Origin of the sequence: Clostridium sp. (genome assembly GCF_036642255.1) — a bacterium.
GTDB lineage: Bacteria > Bacillota > Clostridia > Clostridiales > Clostridiaceae > Clostridium_J.
This window is the reverse complement of sequence record NZ_JAVWDJ010000022.1, coordinates 1-23,760: the sequence shown is the minus strand read 5'-3', so window position 1 is coordinate 23,760 and position 23,760 is coordinate 1. Positions and strand designations below refer to the sequence as shown.

The following is a 23,760-nucleotide window of genomic DNA, read 5'->3' as shown; positions in this document are numbered from 1 at the left end:
GAAAATTTTCTTGAGCTTACTTATGCCCTACATCTTAGTTAATCAGCTATACCTCTCTATAATTGCTTTCATTTCACTAAATTTCTCTTCCATATCTACTACCATTTTAAATTGAGTTCTTGCTCTATCTAAATTGTGATTTTCTCTATGAATTTTAAAGTAAATATCACCATTTAAGTAATCGCTTAAAAACCTAATACCACATTCAAGGGTCATGAGCTTAGCAGCAAAAGGTAAATACTCTATTTCAGTATCCATTAGTGAGTGTTTAGTACCTTCTAAAAATCCACGAGTAAAATGTTCAAACAGCTGTAAATCCATTGATACCTTAGATAAATCCCTCTCATCTTCCTCTGCTGGATTAGCTCCAGAACGAATAGAATCCCCAAAGTCATAAAGAGATAATCCTGGCATTATGGTATCTAAATCTATTACACAAATTCCCTCTCCTGTTTTATTGTCTATCATAACATTATTAAATTTTGTATCATTATGGGTAACCCTAAGTGGTAACTTTCCTTCATCTAAAAGCTCTACCAAAACATTGGTTTCCTTACCTCTTTCCAATACAAACTCTATTTCCTTTTTTATATCCTTAGCTCTATTCATTTTATCCTCAGCTAAGGCCATCAAAAATCCTTCATATCTAGCTTTGGTATTATGAAAGTTAGGGATTGTTTCATGTAGCTTTTCTGCTGGGAAATCAGCTAGTAATTGTTCAAAGTTTCCTAAAGCCTTTCCTGCATTGTAAAAATGTTGGAAGTTTTCAACTACCTGATAAGTTTGCGCTCCTTCAATAAATAAGTAACTTCTCCAGTAATCTCCTGATGGACTATAGTAAAAGGGTTTATGATCAACTGTGTATATTAAATTCAATGTTTCTCGATTTGGGTTTCCTCCCAAAGCGTTAATTTTACTTTTTAGAAAACTTGTTACGTTTTCTATATTTTCCATAAGTTTTTCAGGTTCTTTAAAAATCCTTGTGTTTAATCTTTGTAAAATATATCTAACATCATACCCCTCAGACTTATTAAAAGTTACTGCAAAGGTATCATTTATATGTCCAAAACCATAAGGCTCTACATGAATCAATTCACCTTCATAATTAAAATGACTTACTATTTCTTCAAAGTTGTAATTATTATTCATTTTGCTTCCCCCATAAATTTACTGGATATATGCCCTTAGCAATGAATTTTAAAATTGCTGTGCTTATAATCTCCCTATCTTCTTTATAAGTAACACCATACCATTTCTCTTCAGATTTAAGGACTCTTACCTTTGCTTTATTTTCATGGATTAAACTATCAATTACAGTAGGCAAAAAATATTCTGCACTTAAGATTTCATCCTGTTTTTTTTCTAAAAAAATTAAAAACTTCTTTTCTAATTCATCAAATATACTAGGTGTAAGTCCCCAAGTATTCATTGAAACTATGCTACTCTCTGGAATACTAACCCAATTTTCCTCATCTTCACGATACTTTACGATCTTCTGAAACTTTCTAATTTCAGTTCTTTCTTTAATGCCTCTTAAATATCCTAAACCATCAACTTCACATACTCCTCTAGCAACATGACCATTGTCTGAAAGAGTATTCCCTAGTTTAAAACCTACCATAGCATATTGGTAAAACTCTTTATCATCCTTTAAACTTACCAGATAATCGTGAATGAGAGTATAAGTAGTAGCCCCATAAAAGTCATCTGCGTTAATTACTAAAAAAGGTGTGTTTACATAACTCTTACAACACATTATTGCATGAGCTGTACCCCAAGGCTTACTTCTTTCCTGAGGTACGCTATAACCCGTTGGAAGCATATCTAACCTTTGAAATACATAAACCGTTTCTACTAAGCCTTCAACTCTTTTTCCTATACTATTCTTAAAACTCTCTAACATTTCTTCTTTTATTATAAATACAACCTTCCCAAATCCAGCTTTTATGGCATCATAAATTGAATAGTCAATTATAACTTCCTCATTAGGACCAACAGGAGTAATTTGCTTTAATCCACCAAATCTACTTCCCATTCCCGCAGCCATCACCACCAATGTTGGTTTTATCATATCAGTATTCCCCCTTTAACCCTTAACTATCTCCATAACCATTTGGATTAGCACATTGCCAGCGCCAAGAATCTGCGCACATATGGTGAATTGTCCTTTTAACCTTAAAACCAAGTTCTTTTTCAGCTTTTGCTGTGTTTGCATAGCACTGTGAAATATCTCCTGGCCTTCTTCCAACTATTTTATAGGGAATTTTTTTTCCTGAAGCTAATTGAAAAGCATGAACCATTTCTAAAACACTGTAACCTTTTCCAGTTCCAAGATTATAAGTTACAACCCCTGGGCTTTCAACTAATTTCTCTAGGGCTCTAATGTGTCCTTGAGCTAAGTCCACCACATGAATATAGTCTCTTATTCCAGTGCCATCAGGAGTTTGATAGTCATTGCCAAAAACTTTAAGTTCCCTAAGCTTTCCTATAGCTACTTGTGAAATAAAAGGCACTAAGTTGTTAGGAATTCCATTAGGATCTTCTCCAATTTCCCCACTTTCATGAGCTCCTACTGGATTGAAGTACCTAAGAATAGCAATATTAAAACTATTATCAGACACATATAAATCCCTTAAAATTTCTTCAATAAATAACTTAGTTCTTCCATAAGGGTTTGTGCAACTAAGAGGAAATTCCTCAGTAATTGGTACTGTACATGGATTACCATAAACTGTTGCAGAAGAGCTGAAAACTAAATTTTTCACCTTGAAATTTTGCATAACTTCACACAGGATTAGAGTACTAAGAAGATTGTTATGATAGTATCTAATTGGAAGCTCAACGGATTCCCCTACAGCCTTTAATCCTGCGAAGTGCATTACTGCATCTATCTTATTTTCCATAAAAACTTCTTCTAAAGATTTTTTGTCCCTTAAATCTATTTCGTAAAATTTTATGTCCTTATGGGTTATATCCATAACCCTTTTCAAAGCTTCTTCACTACTATTTACAAGATTATCTACCACCAATACTTCATAACCTGCTTCTAAAAGTTCTACGCAAGTATGACTTCCAACATAACCAGCTCCACCAGTTACTAATATCTTCATTCTATGCCCCCCAACCTCATTAAAACTTAACTACTAGTAATAATAAGTTCTATTATTTTAACTCATTTCATTTGCCTATATTAAAATTATAACTTTCAAAGGGTTTTTAATATTTATCAAAATGGACTTTTAATTTATCTAAAAAGACATATATAAGAGTTAGTATCTATGGTAATTCATCTATTTCTTTTTGTATTCTATGTTTTTTAATTAATAAAATGCTTGTCCTTACCAAATACTATAGCTTCATGGGCAGCTATGCCTATTTCAATAGCTTCAAGTCCAGCCTCACCACCAACTTTGGGTTGCTTTCCTGTTTTTAATCCATAGATAAAGTCATCAATAATATGTTTATCTCCACCACCATGACCCTCTGACATCTGGAGGTTTTCAAATGATATTTTTTCTTCCTTATCATACATGTTATGTCTTAACTGAACCGTAATTAAATCCTTTGCATCATCAAGTTTTAGCTTACCTTTAGTACCAATAAATACATATTCTCTATTATCCTCTGGGGTGTAATGACATTCCATGTAACTTACTTTAATCCCATTTTCATAGTGTAATAACATAAGGTGATTATCTAATACATCCACTTCTTTTCTATAAACACACTGATTTCTCCACTGATTATAAATCACCTCAGCACTCTTTCCATCTGGTATTTTAAAGCTTATATTTCTTTCTACTATAGCTTCACTACAATTATTTTTATCTTCACACTTTTGGCAAACAAGGTGATTTGATTTGTCTCCACCGAAAAAGTCTTGGCTCCCTAAGGCAGCAATTCTTTTTATCTTTGAAGCGACTATCCAATTTATCATATCAAGGTCATGACTCCCCTTTTGCAGAAGTAATCCGCCTGTGTTTTCTATCCTTCCATGCCAATCATGAAAATACCAATCACTTCCAGATCCCACAGAATGGAGTACCCATCCTGTTTTTACCTCCCCAATTATGTCTGAATCAATTAATTCCTTCATTTTTCTGTAAGCCTTATTGTATCGTAGAACAAAACCAACAAGGAGAATTTTACCGCTTTTATCCCTTGCCTCTATTACCCTTTTTCCTCCCTCAAGAGTTATGGCTATAGGTTTTTCTAAAAATACGTGTTTTCCTGCTTGAAAAGCTGCAACTGCTTGCTCTTCATGAACATAGTCAGGACTTAATATAACAACTCCTTCTATGTCTTGCCTAGAAAGCAAATCATTATAATTTGTATATTTATCCCATTGCTTTTCATACTTACTGCTTAGTTGATTCATGCTATGTTCACTAACATCTGATAAGGCAACAACCTGAAGTTCCTCTCTTTCAAGAATTTCATTCATGAGAAACATTGCTCTCATTCCCGCTCCAATAATTCCTATTTTAAATTTTGTCATTTATATTCCCCCCCAAAATTGGCTTATCTAAAAACTTGATTACTGGCTTTTCTGCTTCATATAACTCAAAAATTAAAACTTCATTTTCCCCTTCTTTAAGTATGGGACCAGGTACGTATAAGGTCATTTGTGGTCCAATATTCCAATATCTTCCTAAGTTGTATCCATTAATAAACATAACACCCTTTGTTAATCCTTCTAACCTAGCAAAGGTATCTCCAACTTCTTCTATGTTAAAAATCCCTTTGTAAAACTTTGGTATTCCATTATCTTGATTTTTAAATTCATCATTAAAAACTATATTTTCTAAATTATTTAATGGTATAGGATATATCTCCCAGCCATAATGAAACTGATAATCTAACCTTACATTTTCGCCTATTCCTTTGAAATCTTTAAGATATGGTCCGTAATTTACCCTGCCCATATTCTCTACTAAAATATCAAGAGTGTTAACCTCATCCTCAAAGTTTAAAATAATTTTCTTATACTCATCGTTTCTATATATATTTCCTTTATACTGCTTGTTTACAAATATCTGAGCCCTATCATGCATATCTATTAAAGTCATGGTGCAGTTTTTTCTGGGACCTTTAACCTCTGTTCTATATAATATAAAGCCATAATCCTGTCCACATTCCTCCATGGTTTGAACATATGGAGAATAAATTGGTTTAGATATATTTTTAAGAGTACTAAAAAGAGATGTTTCCTTAGTAAGATCAACTTCTCCATAAGCTTTCCTTTTGATCTCTGTAGAAAGCTTAATTTGGTTAAAAGTATGATATTTCTTGATTAACTCCTGAACAACATAGTACTTTTCAGTAGGTTCTCCGTCCTCAGTCAATAAACAATCGTAATCATAGCTTGTTACAGTAGGTATATATACCTCTGAATGATTGGCTCCATTATAAAAACCAAAGTTAGTTCCTCCATGGAACATGTAGAAATTTACTGATCCCCCTGCTTCAAGCATGTCTTCAAAAGTTTTAACTACCACCTGCTTATCTGTTGTGTGGTGGTGTTTTCCCCAATGGTCAAACCAGCCATTCCAAAATTCCATGCACATCAACGGACCTTCTTTTTCATATTCCCTTAACTTATTAAAAGCTTCCTCAGTTCTTGAACCAAAATTTGCAGTTTTATAAATCGCTGGTAGAGTTCCCCCTTGAAGCATCAAATCACCAGGTCCATCTGAAGTAAATAGTAGTACATCTATCCCTCTTTTTATTAACCCATCTTTAATATAGTTTAGATAGTCTTTGTCGTTACCATAACTTCCATATTCATTTTCTATTTGCATAGCAATAATTGGACCACCCTTTGTACACAACAAAGGTTTTAATCTCTTTAATAACACATCATAATATTTGTCTACCCTATCTAGAAATGGTTTATATGCACACCTTAATCTCATATTTCTATCCTTAAGAAGCCAAGCTGGCAATCCCCCAAATTCCCATTCCGCACATATATAAGGTGATGGCCTAACTATAACAAAAAGACCTAAATCCTGAGCTAGCTTTATAAACTTCTCAACATCTGCTATGCCCTGAAAATTATATTTATCTTCTTTTGGCTCATGTAAATTCCATGGTATATATGTCTCTACGGTATTAAACCCACAATTTTTGAGTTTTTCTAGTCTATCTCTCCAATATTCTGGTACCACTCTAAAGTAATGAATACTTCCAGAGATAATTCTCACTTCACTATCATTATAAAGAAACTTACCATTTACGATTTCAAATTTAAACATAACATCCTCCTAAATAATTACTTCTCTTCTTCTCACTTTTATCCATGACCCTAAAAGAAAATTTTCTCTTAATACTATTTTACAAAGCTTATAATCTCCTCCTTTTCTATAGTTTTAAATTATTTCTCTTTATTAAAATCTGAATAATTTCATTTTTTTATAGACAACCTATGTAATTTCCAGTTAATATATTAATTGGGGGTGATATACATATGAGTGATTTTGCAGAGGAATATTATAAAACACCCATAAATCCTGTAATTAATATAAATAAAATTGTAACTATACATTATTTCGAATTTGCATCAGACTATATTTTCAGAGGAGAAAAACATGATTTTTGGGAATTTTTGTATGTTGACAAAGGCGAAGTTGAAGTAATGGCCGATACTAAAGGATATAAACTTACTCAAGGAGATATTATTTTTCACAAACCCAATGAGTTCCATAGTGAATGGGCCAATGGCAAAGTAGCACCTAACCTTATGATTATGAGTTTTGAATGCGAAGATCCTGCTATGGAGTTTTTTTCAAATAAAATTATGCAGATTGAATCTTCAGAAAAAAATTTAATAGCTGAAATCATAAAAGAGGCTCAAGAGGCTTATAGTAATGCCTTAGTTTGCCATAATAAACTACAAAAACAACAAAACTCTCTCTTTGGAGCTGAGCAATTAATCAAAATATATCTTGAAATGTTATTAATTAAATTAACAAGAAAAGGTAGTCTTGACCACTCCTCTAAAAGGCTAAATGAAAGTACTTTAGCCAAAATGGAAAAGGGCTTAGTGGATAATATTATTGAATATATGCATGAAAATATAGCCTCTGATTTAACCTTTGAAGATATCTGTAACCATTTTTCTTTAGGGAAAACCTACCTAAAGACTTTATTTAAAAATAAGACAAACCTTGGTGCTATGACCTACTTTAAAAATCTTAAGATTGATGAGGCAAAAACTCTTATTAGGCAACAGCAGCATAATTTTACTCAAATTGCTTATATGCTGGGATATAAATCAGTACACACATTTTCTCGTTCCTTTAAAGAAGCTACAACCATGTCACCATCTGAATATGCTATTTCTGTAAAAGCAAAGGCCAACCTTTAATTGGGTTGGCCTTTTAAGTTACACCTGAATAATTTTTTCCTCTCTTATGGCTTCATGGGCTAAAAGACCTGCTTCAATAGCGTAATACCCTGCTTCTCCCCCTGCATTTGGTTGCTTACCAGTTTTTAGAGCATAAATAAAATCATCAAGAATATATTTATCTCCACCTCCATGGCCTTCTGAAGACTGGAGATTTTTATAGACAATTTCTTCTTTCCTATCATACATTCCATTTCTTAATTGAACAGTTATTGTGTCATTGGCATCATCTAACTTTATTTTTCCTTTTGTTCCAATAAAAATATATTCTCTATTATCGTCAGGAGTATAATGGCATTCTAAGTAAGTTACTTTAATTCCATTTTCGTATTCCAATAAAACTTGATGATTATCTAACACATCAACTTCTTGTCTATAAACACATTGATTTCTCCACCTGTTATATAATATGTCTGCATTGTTTCCATTTGCAGTTTTCCATGCTATCCTGTGCTCTTTAATAGCTTCAGTGCAGCTACTTCTTTCATCACACTTTTCGCACACTAAGTCATTTGGTTTATCTCCTTTAAAAAAGTCCCTGCTTCCCATAGCTGCAATTTTCTTAATCTTTGAGTCCACCACCCAATTAATAATGTCAAAATCATGGCTTCCCTTTTGAAGAAGTAGCCCTCCTGTATTCTCCATTAGTCCATGCCAATCATGGAAATACCAGTCACTTCCTGCTCCTACTGAGTGAAGTATCCAACCTGTCTTAACTTCTCCAATAACACCACTATCTATAATTTCTTTCATTTTCTTATATAGTTTGTTGTATCTTAAAACAAACCCTATTAAAAGTGTCTTTCCTGATTCATCTCTTTTTTTAAGAACTTTTTTAGCTCCTTCTATAGAAATTGCTATTGGCTTTTCAAGAAATACATGCTTTCCAGCCTCAAAAGCAGCAATTGCTTGTTCTTCATGGCAATAATCAGGGCTAGCTATTATAACTCCTTCTATATCTTCATGGGCTAATAAGTCTTTATAGTTATCATACGCTGTCCAGTTTATCTTATAATTCTCTGTAACCATATCAAGACTTTCCTTGTTTATATCACATACAGCTACTACCTCTAGTTCCTCTCTCTTTAGTACTTCATTAATAAGAAACATAGTTCTCATTCCAGTTCCTATAACACCAATTTTAAATCTTTTCATTTTTATCCTCCCCACACAGTTTTGCAAATTACTATTACGCATTGTTTTTTCTTTTTTTAACAAGCATAACTACTACAACAGATATTATTGATAAATTTATAACTGCAGCAAAAATCGATACCACATATTCTGCAGTTCCTTGTGCTGCGTAGAAAATCCCTATAAAAGAAAATAGTAAAAGGGTCACTGATAAACTCATTATAGTTCTCAAAATATCATCTTTCATTGATTTCACATCTCTTTTCTAAATTCTTACACCTAATTTTTATGTGGTAATTTCCATATTGGAATACTCCCTAAGTTGTGGCAGGCAACCAATTCATGTCCATAACTTTCTAACATTGGCTCTTTACTCTCACATAGTTCTGTTGCATAAATGCATCTAGGATTAAATCTACACCCACTAGGTGGGTTCATAATACTGGGCATATCCAAACTCTTCAATGGTAGCTTTCTTTCAAGTCTTGCAATAACAGGATCTGGAATGGGTACAGCACTAAGCAGAGCTTGAAGGTACGGATGTTTTGGTTCCTCTATTACCTTATTAACATCACCTAATTCAACTAGCTTCCCAAGATACATAACAGCAATTCTTCCCTGTTGAGCAATATATCTTGCTGTTGCTAAATCGTGAGTTATATACACAAAAGCAATGCCTAGAGTCTGATTCAAGTTTGCCATAAGCTTTAATATAGCAATTCTTAAAGATACATCTATCATTGATATTGGCTCATCTGCAACAATTAGTTTAGGGCTGAGAGATATTGCTCTTGCCATAAGAATCCTTTGCCTTTGCCCTCCTGAAAGCTGATGAGGGTATTTCTCAATAAATTGCTCAGGTGGATTAAGTTCAACAATTTTTAGAAGCTCAAATATTTTTTCCCTAGCTTCCTTATGATTTTTTGCTATCTTTTTTTGGATAAGTGGATCTGCAAGAGATTGATAAATTGTTCTTGCAGGATTAAGTGCTGCATAAGAATCTTGCTGAACAATTTGCACTCCATTTCTAAACTTTTCATACTGTTTTTTGTTCATTTTGGTTATGTCTATTCCATTAAATAGTACTTGTCCCTTGGTAGGTTTTAAGAGTCCAGCAACCACTTTTCCTATGGTGGTTTTTCCACAGCCGCTTTCACCAACTAGAGCAACTATCTCCCCAGGATTTATATCCAAACTCACATCAGCTACCACCTTAGCTTCCATAGGTTTTGAAAACAGATCTTTTCTCTTAGTAAAGGTAATATCTATATTTTTTAAACTTAGTACTGGAGTTTTCTTTTCCATTTTACTCTACCTCCTTATACTCTTTTAAAAAGTGACAAGCTGCTATATGTCCTTCAGCTATTTGAGTATAACTTGGCTTACTTTCTTCACATAAACCTTTTGCAAATTCACATCTTGGCATAAATGAACATCCCTTTGGTATGTTAAATAAGTCAGGTGGTGAACCTACTATTGCTTTTTTACTTTTAAAATCATCAATTAATGATGGAGCAGCGTTAATAAGATTAGCAGTATATGGATGTGAGGGATTTTTTAGTATAGTAAATACATCTCCTACTTCTACCACATTTCCTGCATACATAACCCCTATTCTATCAGCAACTTTCGCCACTACTCCAATATCATGAGTAAGTAGCAGCATTGTAATATTCAGCTTTTTATGAATTTGAATTAATATATCAAAAATATAATCTTGTGTTATAACGTCTAGTGCAGTGGTTGGCTCATCTAATATAACTAGGTCAGGATCTAGTAAAAGACTAAAGGCAATCATAACCCTTTGTTTCATACCGCCAGAAAGCTCATGAGGATATGCATTTAAAACTCTATCTGGCTCTAGCCTTACAAATTCCATTAATTCTGTAGCCTTTTTAAGAATCTCTGATTCCCTCATATCCTTATTATGAGCCTTTGCTGTTTCAATAATTTGATCCTTAATAAGCATAACTGGATTTAGAGCATTTTGTGCTGCTTGAAATACCATGGACACATTTGCCCATTTATAATTTATAAGTTCATTTTTATTAAACTTAAGCACATCATTTCCTTTGAAAAACACACTGCCATTTTTAATTAATCCTGGGGAGGAAACCACCTTTAAAAGAGCCATTGCCATAGTAGATTTACCACTTCCACTTTCCCCCACTAAGGCAGTTATTTTTCCCTTTGGTATATCAAAATTCACATTATTTACTGCACGTAAGGTTCCATTTCTTAAAGGAAATTCTATAGTTAAATTTCTTACTTCAATTAAATTATCTGTCATAAATTCTTCCTCCCTTTGTTATTATGAGCGAAGTCTTGGATTAAGAGCTTCATCTAATCCACTTGAGAAGAATATGCAAGCCATTTGGAATAACGCTAAACAAAGCATAGGTGATAGAAGATAGTAATACCCCTTTGGATTAAAAATCCCCCCTGTATTTTTGATAGCCAAATTCAGCATCATCCCCCAATTAGTTGGTGAATATGGAGATAAACCTAAAAGCATTAATCCAACACTAGCTACAATAGCACCTTGAACTATCATAATAAAGTTTATAGCAAGGTATGAAGTTATATTTGGCATTATTTCCTTAAAAATAATATAAGGCATTTTCAGTCCCATGGCTCTACATACAACAATAAACTCTCTTTCCTTTAAAGAAAGTATTTGAGCCCTAATGGATCTTGCGAGTCCAGACCAAGAAAACACACTAAGTACCATAGAAAATGCGATATTATTAGTTATGTTAAAAGTAGTGGCAAGAAGCATCATCAAAGGAAAAGTCGGTACTGTTAAAAATAAATCTGTAAAAAAAGTTAGGATTACATCTACCCATCCTCCTGCAAAGCCAGCCGCAGCACCTATAACAAATCCAATTACAAGGGTTATAATTCCAGCATACATACCTATAGTAAGTACATCTGTAGAACCCTTAACCAATTGCAGGAAAGTATCACGTCCTGCATAATCTGTACCTAATATATGTTGAAAGGATGGAGCAGCATATCTTTGTTCATATTGAACAGTCATGTCCACTTTAACAAACACACCCCAAATTGCCATGATTGCAAACATTACTAGAAGTATTAACCCTATAAGAGCTTGTTTGTTTCTACATATAACCCTTAAAAATGATTTAATCGAATACATATCATCAATCCTCCAGTTTTACTCTAGGGTCTAGCTTGGCATATATAATATCAGCTATAAAGTTAGCCACTATAACTGTAAAGCTAGTTACAAAAAGCAATCCTTGCATTATGCTATAATCTCTTTTAACTGTGGCTTCGGACATATAAAAACCTAGTCCAGGATAGTTAAATTGACTTTCTATAAGAGCAGAACCACCTATCATAAATCCAAAGCTTATTGCTAGAGAGGTTATAAGTGGAAGCATTGCATTTTTCTTTACATAATACTTCATAATCCTATCCTCTGGCACTCCTCTAATCCAAGCAGCATTAATATAATCTTCTCCAAGTACACTTACTGCACTACCTTTCATACTAAGTGCCCACCCACCTAAGGTAGTTATTACATAAGTTGCTATAGGAAGGGCTGCGTGGTGAAGTACATCTAACATGAATTTAATATTAAAACCCGGAGTAGCCACAGCCGAGTCATAGGCCCCCCTCATAGGAAACCATTTAAGCTTAAATGAAAATATTATTATCAAAAGTATAGCCACAAGAAAGTTAGGTATTGAATTTGTAATAATAGCGTAAATAGATATTATTGGGTTTACTATGCTCTTTCTCTTCCAAGCCATTATAATTCCAAGGTTTACACCAATTACAAAACTTAGAAGCAGAGCTACTGTAAGTATAAATACCGTCCATGGTAAGGCCTTTTCCAATATGCTTTGAACTGTCATAGTTTGATTGTACATAGAACTTCCAAAATTCCCATGAAGTATACCGTTCACATATCTGAAAAATTGGCTAAGTAATGCCTCATCTGGATTATAGTTAGACATGGCAGCTACTAAGTTACGGGCGTCCTCGTAAGTTATCCCCTGTTTTCTAGCTAAATCTTGAGCCCATTTATCGAAAGCATTACCAGGAGTTAATCTAAGCATAAAAAATGTCAAAACCATTGATGAAAATAAAGTTATAATTGAAACTCCTAATCTTTTAATTAAACCTCTTAAGGACATTTGCTAACACCTCCTTAATTTTCACTATAATATTTTCACTATTTTCCCTTTGCAATATTTTAGGCAAAAAGCATAGGCTACTTTTAACATTAAGTTTGAGCCTATGCCTTTTAATATAGGAAGTAGCGAATTATCTTGGCCAGAAATCTCCACTTGTCCAGTTTTTATTAATTTGGAACTCATAATTAAGTTCTATAATTCTGTCATTTACTTCAATGTCATCTGTGAATAGCGGCATATTTCTATTATATTTTTCAATTAAATCTCCATTAGGGAAATTACCATCTACATTTTTCATGTTGATAAATACTCCATAAGATGTTTGGAATAAGTTTACTGCATAAACATTTTCGTTATAAACATAAGCCAAGTTGCTTATTGCTTTCTTTCTTTCTTCTTTATCTTGAGTGAAAGGATACTTATCAATTAAAGAATAAACATCAACATCACTACCATCATATCCCTTTGCTTTAAGATTATTTGGTATTCCAACGTAATCTTTTAAGCCAACATAAGCATTTTTAAGCCCATCCCAAGCTTCGTTCATAGACCAACACATATCCATTAAATAACAAGTCATGTCATATTCTCCAGCCTTTGCATTTGTGTGGAAAACAGAACCATCTACTGCTTTAACCTTGGTGTTTATTCCAAACTTAGTAAGTTGTTCTGCCACCACTTGAGCAGAGTTTAAGGTAACATCAAAGCCAGCATCAGAAGCTATTATAAAGTCTGATTTCTTACCACTTGCATCAGCCCATATGCCATCATTGCCTTTAGTCCATCCTATTTCTTTTAAAAGTGCAGCGGCTTTTTCCTCGTTTTTAGTGTAATTAGTAAGCTTCATATCTGAAATCAATGAGGTCTTCATTATTGATGGTGGAAAACCTATTGCAGAAATTTCATTAAATTCTTTTCCATAGTAGTTTCCAACTTCTCTAACTTTACCCTTATCTAAGATATAAGCCATAGCTTGACGGAATTTAAGATTGTCAAATGGAGCCTTTCTTATGTTAAACATAACTCCATAACTTGCCATGTCAAACATTTTATAATGCACTAAATCTGGGTTAGCACCTAATGTAGATTCAATTATATCCCTTGGTGGTGTTCCATTGTCTATATCGAAGTCTCCATTTCTAAGCATTGCATAATATTGTGAAAGATCTCCAGGTGTCATAGCAAATTTAATCTTTTCAAAGAAAACTTTGTCTGCTCCATAGTAATCCTTGTTTTTTGTTACTACTAAGTTATTATCATCAACACTTTCAAATTTATATGGCCCTGTACCTATTGGTTTAGCAGGTCCTGAATTAACAAAGGCATTATAGTTATCATTAAAAGCTTTAGTTTGTTCTTCATTTAGAACTATATTAAAGTTTAGTCTCTTATTTGTATCTGTGTTTATAGTTCCTGACTTGTATATCTCTGCTGCTTTATCTACATATTCTTTATAAATGTGATATGGCACAGTACCTGATAAATCCTTAGCAATAAGCTTCATTCTCATTTCTTCAAAAACTGCGGGCTTAGTCCAGTTAAATACTATAGTGTAATCATCTGGGGTTTCAATACTAGTTACGTATTTAGTAACATCCACTTTTTTAATATTGTAATATGCCCAAATATCTTTACTTGTAAAGGGCTGTCCATCATGCCATTTTACATCTTTTTTAAGAGTAACTGTAGTTTTATCTTCTGTGTGCTCTACCTTGTCACCCAACTGCATATATGTGTTTCCTGTTCCTACACGAACAATTGTCCATAATCTTTCATAAACAAAATACTGCGAAACATTGCTTCCATCCCCATTGAAAAAGTTACCATTAAATGCTGGTGGCTTTGACCACCATCCAGACATATTCATAACTTTTTCTGTGTTTACAGTTGCTTCGGTGAACTGTCTTTTTTCATTAGTTTTAGTAGTGTTCACCTTAGTAGTTTTGTCTTTATCAGTGCAGCCAGCTAGCAATGATACCGATAGTACTAATGTTAATATAGTGGACAATGTCTTTCCAAATTTCATTATACTTATACCCCCCTACCTCATATTGGATTTTAATTTAAAATCCCCCCTATGTTTATTTTACTTTATCTGAATTTTCATGTATTTAACAATTCCGTCACAAATTTTGGTTAATTGGTCGTAATTCACCCCAGAATCTTTAAACATAAAAGGCTTCTGAAAATGCATAATAATCATTTTCAGAAGCCTTTATTAATAAGGGTTTAATTTAGTTTTATTCTATAATTAATCCGTAAATATTTATCCCTACCATGGATGCATACCCACCATTACCTTCATTGGCTTGAATTCTAACTTTGGTTGTCTTTGTTGGATTCTTAATGGTTATATACTTTTCTTTTCCATCATCAACCCAGTTTCCTTCTGCTACCATGATTTCTTCATTATCACTATCAGTAGCAAAAATTGTATAGGAAGTGATTACTCCATTAGCTCCCTTAGGCCTTGGGGTACATCGTAACTTACTAACATGAAATTTTCCGCCCAAATCAACTATTATGCTTTGTGGTAATAATGCACTTTTATCCCATGGAGTATGCCAGCAAGTATAATTTTCTCCATCAAATATGCTTTCAGCACTTCCATCACCTATTTCTTCTTGCTCAGAAGTTGCAGTGGCTGATAATTGATTTCGAGGTATTTCTACTTCAAAAATGGACTCATTATATTTTGTAACCTCATTACATACCGCATCCACTATATCAAGATTTGATCCAACTATTAAAGCAGATTCCTGAACAAATCTAACTTTTCCCTGTAGCTTTGCCCTTAGTTTTATCCTAGCAAGTACCCCTGTTCCACTTACTCCTGCAAAGCCACCAACATTGGTAAAGGAAATTAATATCTTTCCATCCTTTTCCTTCACAGCAGAAGTCATTTCTTTAAGTGACTGGGCAGGTTCAACCCCTATTAATTCATACTTTTCCCTATCTAAATTAATAATACTTTCAAAGGCATATAGGTCTGTAACCTCTTCTCCTATTACATTAATAGTTAATTCTTCTCCTGGTACTACTTCTTCTTTCATAACTTCAAGCTTTAAAGCTCCTTTTGCTAAATTTTCATATGTTGGCTTACAGGGTGGAGAGATTAAACTTGCAACATAAGCTATATCATATATGCCTATCTTGCCATCTTTATCAATATCCGCCTTAGCAACATAAGCCCAATCATTATCCCCCTCTTTAGCTCCATAATATTGAAGGACAAAATTCAAATCTGCAAAATCTACTTTCCCATCACCTGTAAAATCTGCTAATACTTCTCCAATAGAACCTGAAGATTTAAAGATATTTATCTCTGCTGCAGAGGCACCTGGAAACTCAGGAGTTGAAGATTCAAGAGCTTCAATTCTAATACTTTTAATTTTTTTAGGTTCAAAAATAATAGTCTTAGGCTTACCGTCATCTTTCCATGTTCCTTCACTTATTATTTTATTAAACCTTCTTCCATCCTCACTTATATAAAAATTATATTTTGTTATTACAGCTCTGCTATTTTCTTCTCTAGGGTGGTAAATAACTTTTTCTATAAAATAGAGTTTTGCCATATCTATTGTGATTGTTTGAGGCAATTTTTCTATGTGATAATTTGAAATCCATTGAGAGCTCTTCTCACCGTCTACAGCCTTTAAGGCTTCGTGTTTTCCTCCAATAGAGCTTGTTGCATAGGCTGATAGCTCATTAGTTTGTATGGAGTTCTCCATTTTATCCTGTAAAGTAATCCCTACTATCTCTTCACTCCACTGACTGGTGCCAACTTCATTTACTGTTCTTACCTTATAGTTATGGATAGATACAAAATCTAAACCATTATGAATTAGCTCATTTTCAAGATAGGAATATATTATTCCGTCAGCTTTTACTTCATAATAAGAGACGTTTGCCTCCTCTTCCCACTGAAGCCTTAAGCTAGTATCTTCAGCTTCTGTTATTCTTAAATTCTTGGGCACATTAGGAATCTCAAGACTTTTATTTTTATCTATAACTAATTCTCTACTAAACCTACTTAAAAGTATGTCAAAGTTATTGTGTAGTGGTACTGCCTTTGTTTTGACATAAAGTACTCCTTTTTTTTCATTTGGTTCAAAATACCAACAGCAACATTTAGTACTTTCCCACTCCTCTTTGGATCTTACTTTATTAAGTTCTCCTGTAGCTTCACCACAGTTAAAAATCACTTTTTCTGGATCTATAGTTGTATGAATAATAAATTCATACTTTCTTGCAAAAGGCATCCCGTAATAAGTTCCTGATGAAGAATTTACGGTAATTGATGCTCTGCCGTCTTCTTCTTTTGATGTTATTAAAGTTTTTGAGAAACTACCCTGTCTGTGAAGAGTAGTGTGTCCATCATCTTCATACAAGTTAAAACTTGTGATCCCACTAGGGTACACTTCTATTGTCAGTGGATTTTGTTCATTAGTTTGAACCTCACCATCATATAAACTTTCTGGATACATAGGTATTATTGCTCCTGCTCTTACCAATAAAGGAAGAGTATCTAAATGAGCACTATAGTTATTTATAACCCTTCCACCTTCATACTGTTTTCCTGACCAGTAATCTATCCACCTCCCTTGAGGTAAGTAAATATCATCTCTAACTTCTTTATCCTCATATACTGGAGCTACAAGAAACCATTTTCCACACATGAACTGATATTGAGTATTCTTTGTTTTAGCAAAGTTATCCTTAGGAAATTCCCATACCATTCCTCTAACAATTGGTGCTCCGGTTTCATAAGCCTCATTTCCATAAGAGTACAAATATGGAGTTAATCTCTGCCTTAACTTTAAATACTTCCTATTTATACTGGTATAAGGCTCACCCCAAACCCAAGGTTGTTTATCCCTTTCTGACCAACCAGACATATTGATTAGTATTGGGGTAAAGGTCTTCCACTGAAGGTCTCTAACCTGTGTTTTTGCAGAACCTCCGAAAATACCATCTACATCACTTCCAATATAAGGCATCCCCGATAATCCAGCACCAATATAAGTAGGAATATGAAATCTGATATATTCAAAGTTACCACTTTGATCTCCAGACCATACTGTAGAATATCTTTGGGTGCCAGCCCAGCCGCACACCGACCAAACATATCCCCTTTCACTATAAGTTCCCTTATCATCAGTTATAACCGTATTATTTTCTATACCTTCATAGGCAGTTTTTGCTGCATTAAGAGCAAATTCATATCCTGGACCTACCCAAGCCACATCTAGTTTACACAGCCTGCTTCCTAAATTGCCAACTTCTTCAGCTATTTTTTCAACTCCATTTTCAGTCCATAATCCAACTCTAAAACCATACTTATTCCAAGCCTCTTTCACCAAAAGATCTAAATTGGTATATCCACAGCCATACCCATCATTAGGTAGTATCCAAGAACCAGGCATATCCTTACCTCTATAAGTCTTTGCAATATTTAATCCCTCTAAAGTTGTACTTTTATTTGGCTTGTCATGGGTTCCAGTATAAGTTGTATTACTTGTGTTATAACAATCTGCATCTCCAAGACCAAAGCCCCATCTTGGAATTAGGGATGGTTTTCCTGTAAGTTCAGTATATCCGTTAATTATTCCTTTCAATGAAGGTCCATAAAAGTAAAAACAATCAAAGCTACTATCATGATGAGTGGTTGTAGTTGTAGCAGTAAATTTATAAACTCCAGGTTTAAAAGTGTTTCTAAAGGCACCATAACCAGCTGTGCTCATATAAAAAGGTACTGGATTAGATACAGAACCGTCATTCCAGTGAGAAATTAAATTCTCAATATATATCTTTTTATTTTTATGAGAGAAATAGCCATTTTGTACTCCACCACCATAAAAATATTCATCTTCTTTGGTTTTAAGAGTTTGTGTTGTAATTTTTTCCGAATACTGTAATGGGAGTTCTTCCTCCCATATACAAGTAATATCTCTAAAATCATACATAGCAAATTTCAAAGAATTTTTATATGCTCGAATAACACATTTATTGCTTTGAATTTTATAATAAGAATCCTTATCTATGATTTTAATCTCTGGAATTTCAAAGTCCTTCTTTGCTAACATAATTTCTCCAGTGAAATCCCTAAATTCTTTCTTAGGGTCCATCCATATTCTCACCATGTCAGGCTTGTAAAATATTACTTTCACGCTACAACTTTCACATTCTATTAAAATTCTATTTTCTTCTTGTTTTATATGCTTAATATAACCCACAGCTGTAAATTTACGTTCTTCCTTAAATAATATATCCTCCTCTGAGTTGAAATTACCTGCTTCCATTTTAATACCCCTCCCAAATAATATTTTCTTATACTAATTCAACTAAAACAGTTTTTTGATTTACTCTACTTAGCCATTAATATTTATATAGCCTATATTTTACCTGCGTGATAAATCTTTTGTTTTAATTAAGTGTGTAATAATATTTTACTTTTTATATGGATGGAGGTATTTAACAATTTAGGCTTATTATTTAATTAGATGGACTAAATTAATATATTTATCAAAGTATAAAAAAATGATGGCCTAAAAAAATTCAAGGTAGATTACTCAATAACAGCTTTGGTAATATTATTTCAGCATATAACTATTATTAAGAATTTGAGTATTGTATAGGAACAGAATATCCTGGGCCTCGGAGAAATCAACATAGTCTCCCAATATATCTGTACCTATATAACGTAGGTCAACAAGGGTTGTTTTAGAGTATTCTCCTATCAATAACGGTGCAATACTGCTTCCAAAGGAGTCCCTGAATATTATTAACTCTTTATCCTTGTCACAAGCTGGATTGGTAACAGAAATAACTGATTTGGCACCAGAAAGGAAAAGATTATATGAGTCTATGTCCCGGAACTTATCTATCATGTACACTTTGCTGTATTCCTTGTGAATAGGATCAGAAACAACTGCATTCTCTATTATGCTATTGGTTAGATACACCATGGTATCTGGGTCCAGGTTAAGGGCTGCCTGTCCATAATATGATCCGTAAAAAGGGTATAGTCTTTTCTCCTCATATTGATAATCAGAGGCCAAGACATCATTGCCCATCTCTTTTAGAATCTTATGAGCTATATCTATTATTTTATCCTGACTCCAATGGATATCGGTTTTGTAAAAGTCTTTTATATCCATTGTGCTAAACAAATCTATATAATTCATGTTATAGACATTTTCATTCATAATCTCCAGGATTCTGTTATAATCCATTGTTAGATAACCGTTTTGTGATGCAGTAAAGTAATTCTTATCTGGTATTATGGCATAACTTACATTCTTACCCGTGAGATATTTACTGTAAACTTCATTAAGCTTTTTGGCTGCATTCATTATGGCTTTTTCATTCAATGGATATTCCATCTTATAGATGCTCTCATCCACCATATATAAACCATTATTGTCTTTTTGCTTAAACAGGTAACGGCTTGTCAGTGCTTTTAAACTCCTGAATGAGTCTCGAAAAACAAACTGATCAAGGAAATAATTCTCGTATTCTTCAAACAGATCTCCACTTATGAGCTTCTCAAAAGAATAAGGTGGATTCCCTGCCAGCCTGCGCCTCTCACTATATGAGAATTCTGCATCCTGCATTATGATATTGGTCAGCATAAAACCACAGGTTATCATTATAAAGCATACGGTGACAGCTATATTTTTAACGTTGTTCTTCATTCCTAGGCCTCCCTGCTCCTTAAAAACGGAAATATAAAAATGGGTTAAAGGAGCCATCAACTAGATAACCTGTTATTAGCAGCAGTAATGCTATATGTGCCACAGGTTCCATAATGTTCAATGTACGCCTTCCTATTTCATATGCTGCTAGCTTTTGTTTTATTTTTACTGCTGCAGGGGTGGAACCAATACATGCGATTATTAAAACAAACCCATAGCTTTTTAAATAATAAAGGCTTTCAGCCCCCCAGAGAGGCACATCAAGCATTCCAAACATACCTTTCAAATTCTCCACTGCCGCACCCATACCGTTTGCATTGAACAATACAAAACTAACTATGATAAAAAATAACATATACATATGGCCTAATGCAGGAGGAAGCCTGTCCAAAAGCTTTTTCAGAAAATATTTTTCTAGAATCAAAAATATGGCAAAATATAATCCCCACACAATAAAGTTCCACTGTGCACCATGCCAGAAGCCTGTAAGAACCCATACAACAGCTATGTTGCGGACCCACTTCAACCTGCTTACATGGTTTCCGCCCATTGGGATATATACATAATCCCTAAACCAGGTCCCCAGGGACATGTGCCATCTTTTCCAAAACTCGGTAATATTTTTAGAAATATAGGGGTAGTTAAAGTTTTCAAGAAAATGAAACCCAAAAATCCGCCCCAATCCTATTGCCATATCACTGTAGCCTGAAAAGTCAAAGTAAATCTGTAGCGCAAATGCCACCGCTGCAATCCAATAGAACAATACAGTTTTCTCATTTGTATTGGAAAATATTACTCCTATCTCTCCTAATGTATTTGCTAAAAGCACCTTTTTGGACAATCCAATAATGAAGCGGTTTATCCCATAGGAAAAATCCTCAATTGAATTGGTACGCTGCGTAAGCTCGGCTTCAACTGTTGTGTACCGCACTATTGGCCCCGCTATGAGCTGGGGAAAAAGCGCTACATAGGTGGCAAAGCTAAAAATACTTTTTTGAACCTTTGCTTTCCTCCGGTATACATCAACTGTATATGATAAAATTTGGAATGTGTAAAAGCTGATACCAATGGGCAGTGCCAAATTTACAAGCGGCAGCCCTGCATCAAATATTGCATTTACATTTTTAATGAAAAAATCAATATATTTAAAATATATCAGCAGCCCAATGTGGACAATAATTGAGGAGATAAGAGGTGCCTTTGCATACTTCCCACTTCCTGCCCTGGATATCCATAACCCATGAAGATATCCTGAAATTATGGATATTATCATTAAAGCAGAGTAAACTGGTTCTCCATAGAAATAGAAAAATAAACTGGCCAACAACAGAACATGGTTTCTAAATTTTTTTGGGGCTATAAAATATAGCCCCATAACTACTGGTAAAAAATAATATAAGAAAGTAATACTCGAAAACAGCATAATTATTTCTTTAATGTAAGGAATGCATCATGCAGCGACTTTGCGTAGTCATCGCTCATAACCAGGAATATGACATTGCCAATGCTATCTACCATTACATTTTCAGGCTCAACACCTACACATATCCACTTCCTAGGATTCACGTTTTCTTTGATATCTTTCTTTATTTTTTCAACATCTGCACCTTCCTTAACCTTCACTAGGCACAATGAGTAGGCACTGGTGGTGATCATAGACTCAGAAGCTATAGCAGTTTCAAATTCAATGCCTGCTTTTCCAAGATAATATTCGATTTTTTCCGCAGTTATCTGCTCAGTTTTCAGCCTTGGCTTAACATGTTCCTTGAAGTCATTGTCTACTTTGGCAGTTTCATATATCTTGTCCAAAATCTCCTCAACACTGATTTCAAGGTTGCTGCTTTGATTGCTGCTGCCACTTGCTTCTTTGCAGGCAGTAAAGCTAAAGGCTATCACCAGGGTCATAAGTAATGTTAGTAGCTTTTTCATGATAATTTTCTCCTTACTATAAACTATTTTTTTGCATTATTTTTCGTCCAGTGATAAAAGAAACTATCCTATTGGTACTTTAGGAATTTCATAATTGTCTCATTAATTTAATTTTTAATTTTTCACTGGACAATTAATATGTTATACGGAAAAGCCTCTAAAATAGTTCGGGAATATTTACATATTTTTCCTAAGATCCTTATGTAGTGGCGATAATTGATTTTAAATACAATCGATATCTAACATTGTTAGTATAACTCCCGAGTCTACATCTATATATTAAGCTCTACTCCGGATTTAAACTCCAATTAAATTTCCCCTCATATACTGTTATTATCACTACCAGCTGTGTTACCAACTTGTAGTGATACTCTAGAAAGAAATGGCAACATCACTAAAAACTAAGGATTTTTGAGACTCTAAAACGCTTTTTTTGCCTAGCCACATCATGCTCCGTTATATCCTGCCTTTGTTTCCTTAAGTTCTAAATGGAAGACTATCTACATAACCAATAATCAAAACCTAAATCTTAACGCAAATATCCTCAGTTCTGCATAAAAATCCCCCCATAAAGTAAAACTCCCCCAAGCTAATAAGCTTGAGGGAACATAACACACACTTCAATATTCAATTAAAATTCTTCAAAGCCTTGGAAATAAGCCTATTTCCTACTATCCTGCTTTGGGATTTGCAACTGATTATTATTTGTACTACTATCTTGAATCATACTACGTACATATTCCTTAAAGAAGTTCTCATCAGATTCCACCCATAAGTTATAACCTTCAGAGTTTATAACTTGGTCGCTAATAGCACCTGTGGTACCACCAAAATAGTTGATATTTAATAAACTCATTGTTTCAGCCATGAGCTTTATTTCCTCTTCAGAATAACTATCTAAGAAAAATAGTTCCTCATAGGCCTTATTATAGGATTCATCAGCAAAATATTTCTTTGAATACTCCTTAAAATTATTAAGATTTTCATCCTTTATTCCTGTGTCTTTAGCCCAGCCTTCCACAGCTACCTGTGATGTACTGTAATCAAAGCCTTTTGATGGTAAGTATTTAAGTACTCCATATTGCACTGGATACATAATAAGTGAGCTGGTTACAATATCATATATAGAATTTGAACCATTATCACTGGATTTTATATCCTGAATGTGAATATGACCACTTAGAGTGAGGTTCAAGCCGCAATCTTCAAAGACCTTTAAGGCTTCTTCACTATTATCAAGAGTAAATCCTTCATATAACACTTCACTATGGTTAAACAAGTTATGGTGCATCACAGTAACTATCTGGGCATTATTCTTCTTTGCTAGTTCGCTACACTCTTTAATCCACTGAAAGGTTTCCTGAGTTATCCTCCCATTAGTTGTGGGCATTAATCCATCATTATAAATGTAGAGATTAGTATCGAG

At 33.8% G+C, this 23,760-nt stretch carries 17 protein-coding genes and 1 pseudogene; 1 reads left to right on the top strand and 17 read right to left on the bottom strand.

What is annotated here, in order from left to right:
• Window positions 1-42: 42 nt before the first annotated feature.
• The 5 genes from RR409_RS12680 to RR409_RS12660 form a co-directional block, all read right to left on the bottom strand.
• Window positions 43-1,149, bottom strand: a complete 1,107-nt coding sequence (locus RR409_RS12680; RefSeq protein WP_332558133.1) for an aminoglycoside phosphotransferase family protein — start codon at window positions 1,147-1,149, stop codon at window positions 43-45.
• Window positions 1,142-2,071: a sugar phosphate nucleotidyltransferase gene (locus RR409_RS12675; RefSeq protein WP_332558132.1), complete on the bottom strand. Its 930-nt coding sequence runs from the start codon at window positions 2,069-2,071 to the stop codon at window positions 1,142-1,144. The genes RR409_RS12680 and RR409_RS12675 overlap by 8 nt, the downstream gene beginning before the upstream one ends.
• Window positions 2,072-2,093: 22 nt before the next feature.
• Entirely contained in the window at window positions 2,094-3,110 is a 1,017-nt protein-coding gene (gene galE / locus RR409_RS12670) for a UDP-glucose 4-epimerase GalE (RefSeq protein WP_332558131.1), read from the bottom strand.
• 206 nt (window positions 3,111-3,316) lie between these two features.
• Entirely contained in the window at window positions 3,317-4,498 is a 1,182-nt protein-coding gene (locus RR409_RS12665) for a Gfo/Idh/MocA family oxidoreductase (RefSeq protein WP_332558130.1), read from the bottom strand.
• Window positions 4,485-6,257 (bottom strand): beta-galactosidase, encoded by a 1,773-nt coding sequence (locus tag RR409_RS12660; RefSeq protein ID WP_332558129.1) that lies wholly within the window; start codon window positions 6,255-6,257, stop codon window positions 4,485-4,487. The genes RR409_RS12665 and RR409_RS12660 overlap by 14 nt, the downstream gene beginning before the upstream one ends.
• Window positions 6,258-6,469: 212 nt before the next feature.
• On the opposite strand from RR409_RS12660, the gene RR409_RS12655 reads away from it, so the two are divergent.
• Window positions 6,470-7,369: an AraC family transcriptional regulator gene (locus RR409_RS12655; protein ID WP_332558128.1), complete on the top strand. Its 900-nt coding sequence runs from the start codon at window positions 6,470-6,472 to the stop codon at window positions 7,367-7,369.
• An 18-nt stretch (window positions 7,370-7,387) separates the two neighbouring features.
• On the opposite strand, the gene RR409_RS12650 is transcribed toward RR409_RS12655, so the two are convergent.
• From RR409_RS12650 to RR409_RS12595, 12 genes and pseudogenes are all read right to left on the bottom strand, one after another.
• Window positions 7,388-8,563 carry a Gfo/Idh/MocA family oxidoreductase gene (locus RR409_RS12650; RefSeq protein WP_332558127.1) on the bottom strand — a complete coding sequence of 392 codons (1,176 nt, stop codon included), beginning with the start codon at window positions 8,561-8,563 and terminating at the stop codon, window positions 7,388-7,390.
• Between the two features lie 34 nt (window positions 8,564-8,597).
• On the bottom strand, window positions 8,598-8,789 hold the full coding sequence (locus RR409_RS12645) for a hypothetical protein (RefSeq protein WP_332558126.1): 192 nt from the start codon (window positions 8,787-8,789) through the stop codon (window positions 8,598-8,600).
• A 32-nt stretch (window positions 8,790-8,821) separates the two neighbouring features.
• Window positions 8,822-9,847, bottom strand: a complete 1,026-nt coding sequence (locus RR409_RS12640; protein WP_332558125.1) for an ABC transporter ATP-binding protein — start codon at window positions 9,845-9,847, stop codon at window positions 8,822-8,824.
• Between the two features lies 1 nt (window position 9,848).
• Window positions 9,849-10,832, bottom strand: coding sequence for an ABC transporter ATP-binding protein (locus RR409_RS12635; protein ID WP_332558124.1), 984 nt, complete (start codon window positions 10,830-10,832; stop codon window positions 9,849-9,851).
• A 21-nt stretch (window positions 10,833-10,853) separates the two neighbouring features.
• Window positions 10,854-11,702 (bottom strand): ABC transporter permease, encoded by an 849-nt coding sequence (locus tag RR409_RS12630; RefSeq protein ID WP_332558123.1) that lies wholly within the window; start codon window positions 11,700-11,702, stop codon window positions 10,854-10,856.
• Window positions 11,703-11,706: 4 nt separating this feature from the next.
• Window positions 11,707-12,708, bottom strand: a complete 1,002-nt coding sequence (locus RR409_RS12625; protein WP_332558122.1) for an ABC transporter permease — start codon at window positions 12,706-12,708, stop codon at window positions 11,707-11,709.
• Window positions 12,709-12,838: 130 nt separating this feature from the next.
• Window positions 12,839-14,734 carry an ABC transporter substrate-binding protein gene (locus RR409_RS12620; protein ID WP_332558121.1) on the bottom strand — a complete coding sequence of 632 codons (1,896 nt, stop codon included), beginning with the start codon at window positions 14,732-14,734 and terminating at the stop codon, window positions 12,839-12,841.
• Window positions 14,735-14,948: 214 nt separating this feature from the next.
• Window positions 14,949-19,010, bottom strand: coding sequence for a discoidin domain-containing protein (locus tag RR409_RS12615; protein ID WP_332558120.1), 4,062 nt, complete (start codon window positions 19,008-19,010; stop codon window positions 14,949-14,951).
• A 291-nt stretch (window positions 19,011-19,301) separates the two neighbouring features.
• Window positions 19,302-20,405, bottom strand: coding sequence for a DHHW family protein (locus RR409_RS12610; RefSeq protein WP_332558119.1), 1,104 nt, complete (start codon window positions 20,403-20,405; stop codon window positions 19,302-19,304).
• Between the two features lie 19 nt (window positions 20,406-20,424).
• On the bottom strand, window positions 20,425-21,780 hold the full coding sequence (locus RR409_RS12605; RefSeq protein WP_336746698.1) for an MBOAT family O-acyltransferase: 1,356 nt from the start codon (window positions 21,778-21,780) through the stop codon (window positions 20,425-20,427).
• A gap of 50 nt (window positions 21,781-21,830) precedes the next feature.
• The gene (locus tag RR409_RS12600) at window positions 21,831-22,334 is read right to left on the bottom strand and encodes a hypothetical protein (RefSeq protein ID WP_332558117.1); all 504 of its coding nucleotides are present in this window, start codon (window positions 22,332-22,334) and stop codon (window positions 21,831-21,833) included.
• Between the two features lie 661 nt (window positions 22,335-22,995).
• Window positions 22,996-23,760 (bottom strand): annotated as a pseudogene (locus RR409_RS12595) (metallophosphoesterase); the annotation flags it as partial.